The sequence below is a fragment of the Actinomadura sp. 6K520 genome, from assembly GCF_004349245.1.
In the GTDB taxonomy this organism is placed as follows: domain Bacteria; phylum Actinomycetota; class Actinomycetes; order Streptosporangiales; family Streptosporangiaceae; genus Spirillospora.
Genome location: NZ_SMLC01000090.1, coordinates 23,525 through 29,757 on the forward strand (window position 1 = coordinate 23,525; position 6,233 = coordinate 29,757).

The 6,233-nt window shown below is 67.7% G+C and carries 6 protein-coding genes; 4 read left to right on the plus strand and 2 right to left on the minus strand.

Annotated features, from left to right (window positions below; all coding sequences use genetic code 11):
- Positions 1-101 precede the first annotated feature (101 nt).
- The 3 genes from E1289_RS22660 to E1289_RS22670 all read left to right on the plus strand — a co-directional run bounded on the left by E1289_RS22660 (position 102) and on the right by E1289_RS22670 (position 3,838).
- Positions 102-920: a helix-turn-helix transcriptional regulator gene (locus tag E1289_RS22660; RefSeq protein WP_131983350.1), complete on the plus strand. Its 819-nt coding sequence runs from the start codon at positions 102-104 to the stop codon at positions 918-920.
- Positions 907-1,089: a DUF397 domain-containing protein gene (locus tag E1289_RS22665; RefSeq protein WP_131983352.1), complete on the plus strand. Its 183-nt coding sequence runs from the start codon at positions 907-909 to the stop codon at positions 1,087-1,089. The genes E1289_RS22660 and E1289_RS22665 overlap by 14 nt, the downstream gene beginning before the upstream one ends.
- 838 nt (positions 1,090-1,927) lie before the next feature.
- Entirely contained in the window at positions 1,928-3,838 is a 1,911-nt protein-coding gene (locus E1289_RS22670) for an HNH endonuclease signature motif containing protein (RefSeq protein WP_131983354.1), read from the plus strand.
- 33 nt (positions 3,839-3,871) lie between these two features.
- Here E1289_RS22670 and E1289_RS22675 read toward each other — a convergent pair whose 3' ends face one another.
- On the minus strand, positions 3,872-4,354 hold the full coding sequence (locus E1289_RS22675; RefSeq protein WP_131983356.1) for a DinB family protein: 483 nt from the start codon (positions 4,352-4,354) through the stop codon (positions 3,872-3,874).
- 176 nt (positions 4,355-4,530) lie between these two features.
- Between E1289_RS22675 and E1289_RS22680 the strand changes: the two genes are divergently transcribed.
- A complete protein-coding gene (locus E1289_RS22680; protein ID WP_131983358.1) occupies positions 4,531-5,040 on the plus strand; it encodes a hypothetical protein in 510 nt (169 codons plus the stop codon).
- 51 nt (positions 5,041-5,091) lie between these two features.
- Here E1289_RS22680 and E1289_RS22685 read toward each other — a convergent pair.
- Positions 5,092-6,233, minus strand: a 1,142-nt coding sequence (locus tag E1289_RS22685) for a fibronectin type III domain-containing protein (RefSeq protein WP_131983360.1), incomplete at its 5' end; no start/stop codon positions are given.

The following is a 6,233-nucleotide window of genomic DNA, read 5'->3' on the forward strand; positions in this document are numbered from 1 at the left end:
CTGTAGGCAATCGGTGACGATATGGGAAGGGCGTGAATCTTCCCGTGTCGGCATCGAAGTTCCCTGAAGGTCCTTGAAGTCGGACACAGGAGGTCAAAGTGATGGTCGACCCCTACAGCCCGCAGGCCATCTGGGGCCGTGAGCTGCGCCATTACCGCAGACGGGCCGGGCAGACCCAGGCCCAGCTCGCCGAACGGATCAACTTCTCGGAGTCGCTGATCTCCGGCGCCGAGACCGGGCAACTCGCCGCTTCCGTCGCCTTCGCGGAAGCGTGCGACCGCGAACTCGACACCGGTGGGACGCTCCTCCGGACGCTCGACTTCAAGAAGGCCCATCGATATCCGACTGGGTTCGCCGAGTACCTGGAGGTCGAGAAGAAGACCTCCATGATCCGCTGGTATGAGGGGCTCTGCGTTCCGGGCCTGCTCCAGACGCCGGACTACGCACGCGAACTCCACCGGGCGGGCCGCCCGGGTGACACCGAGGAGGAGATCGAAGCCCTCGTCACGACCCGCATGGAGCGCAAGTCGCTGCTCACCGGAACCGCCGGGCCGACCCTGTGGGTCCTGGTGGACGAACCCGTCCTGCGCCGCCCAGTCGGCTCGCCCAAGATCATGCGGGAGCAGATCGGCCACCTCCTGGAGGTCACCGAGCACCCGAAGATCTCCTTCCAGGTGATCCCTTTCGACACGGGAGCGCATGCGGGTCTGACGTGTTGCTTCAGTCTCCTGACCATCCCCGGCGGCGTGACCGTGGTCTACGCTGAGGATCTAACGGGCGGGCGGTTCATCGAGCGTCCCGAAGAAGTGGACCATTGGGCCACATGCTACGAGTCGATAAAATCGTCGGCCCTGCCGGTGAAACAGTCGGCGGACGTCCTCCGTCGCATCATGAAAGAAGATCATCATGGGTCTGAGTAGGGCGACGTGGCGAAAGTCGTCGCGCAGCTCAGGAAACGGCGGCAACTGTGTCGAGGTCGCCAGCCTGGACTCCGGGATTGGTCTCCGTGATTCCAAGAACCCGGACGGGCCGAAGCTGGTCGTGTCTCGCAATGCGTTCGCGGCGCTGGTGGCCGACCTGAAGCGCTGACCCCGGGCCTGGACTGGTCCAGCAGCCGCGCCGAACCCACACTGCTCATCACGATCAACCCTGCAACCGGACTCACCCGCGCCTCAATCGACCAAGCCCTCCCCTGGTCTAGCAGCCTGTGACCACTTGGCAGATCACAGTGGGACCCGCCCGGGAGGAGCTCTCGGAGTCCCGCCCCGAGGCTCTGCGTGCTTCTGGTAACGGACACATGGCCGCTGGCTGCCTTTCCCCGGGTCGTGCGCGTGGTGGGGGTTGCCTTTTTATCTGTTTAGTTCGGTGCTGGATGTGGGCGGCTGCTGTGCCTTCCGAAGGAGGCCCCGTTTCTATCGCTTGTTGCCGGTTACTGTCACGTTGGTTGCGGTCGTCGGTTCAGTTCGGGTGTTCATCTGCGGGTTGAGCACGGGGTGCGGTAGGGGCCGCCGCGCTCCGCGCGGCGAAAGCGGTCGGCGACGGCGGTGGGTGGCTTGGGTTGTCGATTGCCGCGCGCGTAGCGCGCTTTGGCGTCTTACCCCGCGTCTGCCTTCCCACAAGCACATCACCTCAGCTCAAGAACCGTACCAACGTGACGGTGACTGTCGGCAATGGGAGACGTGCGCTGTTGTCTTCGGAAGGCACCTCAGCCGCCCACCTGCAGTAACCACCTCATCCCGATAAAGCTGTGCTCAGCCTCCGGAGAGCGTTGGATGATCGGTTGCTGCAAGGGGCGTCCTTTCCTGTGTCGTAAACCTTAAGGAATGCGGTGACAATAATGTGGCGTGTCCAAAATGTCGGTGCATCCTATTGTGATCTTCCGGTAGGGTGGTGGTAATTGATTTGCGTTGGGAGGTGAGCCCCCCGGATGTCCGCACAGCTCGATGTCTTCGAAGGTGTCGAAATTGTTGGCGGTGTGCGTGAATGGGAAGATCGGGAGTGGTTTCCTCCCGGGCCGCAACTGGCCATATGCCTGTCCGGCGGAAAAGAGCACCTTGCCGACCTCAACGATGACGAGTTGCTGCAGGTCGCCGCCGCCGCGCGTAGGCAGACCTCCTGGGCACAAGCTCGGGAGTTGGCCGCGATCGCCGAACTCGCCCGGCGCCGCGACGATGCGGGAGAGCCCGACTACCGCACCCTGTCCGCGCGCGAGTCGGTCACGGAAGAGATCGCCGCTGCGCTCACCGTTACCGGCAACACCGCCGCCACGCTCGTCCACCTCGCCGAGCGTCTGATCGGCCCGCTCGCCAGCACTGGTGACGCCCTGGAAGCCGGTCGGATCGACATGGCCAAAGCCCGAGTCATCTGCGACACCACCGAGAACCTTCCAGACCAGGTGACTCAGCGCGTCGAGGCGGCCGCGCTGGAGAAGGCGTCCGCCCAGACCACCGGACAGTTGCGGCGTCGCATCAGGCGGATCGTTCAGCGTCTGGCCCCGGAGGCCATGGAAGAGCGCAGGCGGGAGGCGACACGGCAGCGGCGTTTGGAGCTATGGGACACCCCGTCCGGCACCGCCGACCTGGCTCTGTGCGACCTCGCCGCCGAAGACGCCCATGGGATCTACAACAAGATCACCGCCGCCGCCCACGGCCTCAAGGCTGACGGAGACACGCGCCCGCTACATCTGATCCGCGCCGACCTGGCCACAAACCTTCTCAACGGTGCGCCCCTGCCGGAAGCCATCGCCGCCGTCATTGCCAGAGCCACCGACCCTGAGCCCGGCCCCTCCGCGTGCGCTCACCACCCGGACTCCGGTGACTGTCCGCCCGAGCCGACTGCCACAGCCCACACGCCGTCCGTGGCCAGCCAGGCGGCGCCCCTTGCGAGCGACCGCGCTCCGGCGGTCGGACGTCTTGTCGCGGCCCACCTGCCTGAGCTGCCCATCCATTCAGCAGCGGCGCAAGGTCACGAGGTGGCGGCGGCCAGCGAAACGACCCACTACAGCGCCTCACCAAGGAATGTGACGGCGGTTGAGCCGCCCCTTGCGCCCATCAGCCTGCGCACCCATGGACGGATCATCCACGCGCGTGACCGCGTCCCGCCCCACGAACACCTCGCCGTCGTCCCTCAACCACCCCACCCGAGTTACGCGGACACGGCAGCGGTCCAATTGCCGCCCGCCATAGACAGCCACCCGCCGCCTCGGGCGCATGGCCGTCTCGCGGCCGCCGCCCGGCATCTGCCTGAGCAGGCCGATCGCGCTTCTGCCGACCATCAGACCGCCGAGTGTGCCGGTGGCGTTGAGCCTGAGGGTGCGGCGCCGGTCGTGTCGATCGGTGCCACCGCAGGTTCGGAGGCGCGCTCAGTGGACGACTCGTCCGGTCCTGGTGTCGCGGGAGTGGTCGCGATGCTTGAGCGGCGGCTTGGTCACCTGCGCGAACGTACCGCCGGTGCCGAGCTGCCCGGAGCGGTCGACCTCGCGGTTCGGCAGATCACTCGGCGGCTCGCTCCGCAGCGTGATGCCCTGTGCCAGGGAGATGCCGAGCGGCACGGGCGGCCCGGCTACCGTCCCTCGGCCAGTTTGCGTCGCGAGATCGAAGAACGGCACGCGACGTGCGTGTTCCCCACCTGCAACCGGGCCTCCCATCGCTGCGACCTCGACCACACCGTGCCTTGGAGGCCCGGCATCACCTGCCGCTGCAACCTGGCGCCGCTCTGCCGAAGGCACCACCGACTGAAGCAGAGTCCCGGCTGGAGTCTTCATCATGTTTGGCCCGGGGTGCTCGTGTGGACGACCCCGGCGGGAGCCTGGTACATCGTCCGTCCCGACCGTCAGTAGACGCGCGTGCGTTCGGCCTCGCCGAACGGGGAGTCAGCGGCCGGTCGTGCCGTCGATCAGTTCGCGGAGGATGTCCGCGTGGCCGGCGTGGCGGCCGGTCTCCTCGATCATGTGGGTCAGGGCCCAGCGGACGCTCGGGGCGGGCTTCCCCGGGCGGGGGACCGGTGCGCCGAGGTCGGTGCAGCCGTCGAGAACCTCGTTCGCGCGTTCGACCGCCTCTCGGTAGCGGGCCACGACTTCCGCCACGGTGTCTTCCGGCGCGGCGTGGAACGTCGCCTGCCAGTCAGTGACCCTGTCTCCGAGGAACGTCGCGCGCTCGACGAAGGTGAGGTGTTCGAGCAGGCCGAGCAGGTTCGTGCCGGACGGCACCCCGGCCGTCCTGACCTGCGGTTCGGGGGCGTCCTCGACCTTCGCCGCGATCGACGTCCGCAGGTAGTCGAGGAAGCCCCGCAGCACCTCGGACTCGCTGTTGCCGGTACGCGGCGGCGGGGTGTCGCGGCGTCGGGTGGTACTCATCCGAGGCTCCTTTCGCTAGGACGCGCCCAGTTTCATTCGGAGCTTGGGATTTGGCGCGATTGTTTGCTGTTCTGGCAAGATGCTCGCCGCGGTGGGGGACGGGGCTGCGGGGCCGTGGAGCCGGTGGGGAGCGTGGGTTCGTGCGGGCGGGGAGTCGTGGCACGTCGCTACCACTCGTGGCGCAGGTGGTCGCGATCCTCTTCTTCGGGCTTCTCGGCTACTTCTTCTTCAGCGTCGTCTACGAGCTTTCCGGCCACGGAGGGCGTTCTGTAGGCGCGGCCTACGGTTGGACGGGGGAGGAAGGCACCCTCACCGTGACGGGTGAGGAGCGCAGGAGTAGCGGTGGGCGCTCGTCCAAGAAGCAGTGCGTGGGTACCTTCGCGTCCGCTGATGGCGGGCTTGTCCGTGCCGGTGTGGACGTGCATCTCTCCGGGGACTGCGCGACGGGGCGTACCGAGGAAGCCTGGTTCGTCCCCGGGGACGACAGTTGGCTGCACTCCGGGCGGGACAGTGCTTACGACGGGTCCGGCGCGGGTTCGGGCGGTCTGATCGGCGCGCTCGTCTTCGTCAACCTCTTCTGTGGGCTGCTGGGGCTGGTGTGCGTCGTCTTCCTCTGGGGTTTCGGACGGGAGTTGGTCATCGACTTGTGGCGGCGTGCCGCAGGCGGGCGCGGTACGGCCCCGTGAGCGGGACGGCCCGCGCCCCAAGAGGGACGCGGGCCGTCGCAGCCGGGTGGGTCAGAAGGCCGCGGTGATGCGGGTGAACTCCCAGTTCTGCTGGTCTATGCCGCTGCAGTTGGGGGCTACGCCGCCGGTGGGGCAGGGGCGGTCGCGGTTGACCGACCAGAACGCCAGCCTTGCCAGGCCGCGGGAGTCGGCCCAGTCGCGGATCTGGGTCCAGGTCGCGGGAGTGGTCACCTCCCGCTGGTCGGACAGGCCGTTCATGCCGGAGATGCCCATGTGGGAGTAGGCGGTGGCGTCGGACCAGCCGAACGCGGACTTCAGCGCGTTCTTCAGGCCCTCGGACGCGCTGACGGTGCTGCCGTACATGTCGGAGCCGCCGGCGAAGTTGAACGGCATGATCGTGAAGATGTCCACGTCCGCCTGGAGTTCGGCGGCGCGGTCGATCAGGCGGGTGCCCCAGTAGTTCGGGCCGCCGGTACCGGTGCCGAACGTCAGGATCGTCTGGATTCCGGGGTTGTTCCGCTTGACGATCTTGAGGGCGTTGAGGATGCGGTCCTGGACTGCCTCGTTCTCGAACTCGTCGCTGTTCTCGATGTCGATGTCGATGGCCTTGAGGTCGTAGGCGTCGATGACCTGCTGGTAGGCGCCGGCGAGGGCCTCGGGGGTGGCGCAGTTCGGGCCCAGTTTGTTGCCGGACCAGCCGCCGATCGAGGGCAGTACGTCGCCGCCGGCCGCGCGGATCTGCGTGATCGCCTGCGCGTCGACGCCGCCCTGCAGGGGGCGGTTGCCGTCCCACGCCGGGCTGCAGCCGCCGCCCGACAGGATGAACGCCATCGTGAACCACTTGACGCCCGTGCTGTTCATGACGGTGGACGGGTTCGGCGGGTCGCCCCACCCCATGTACAGGTAGGGCGCGGCGTGCCTGGTCACGTCCGGTGTCGTGCAGCCGGTCGTGGTGGCGGTGACGGGAGCGCTCGCGGTGGACTCCCCGGCGGAGTTGTACGCCCGCACGGTGTAGGTGTGGCTTGAGCAGGCGGCCAGGTCGGTGATGGTGGCGCTCGTCGCCGACGTGGTGGCCCGGACGGTTGAACCCTCGTAGACGCGGTAGCCGGTGACCTGGCCGGAGGGGGCGGTCCAGGACAGGGAGAGCGAGGTGTCCGTCCGCGCGGTCACGGTGGGGGTGCCGGGGGTGGAGG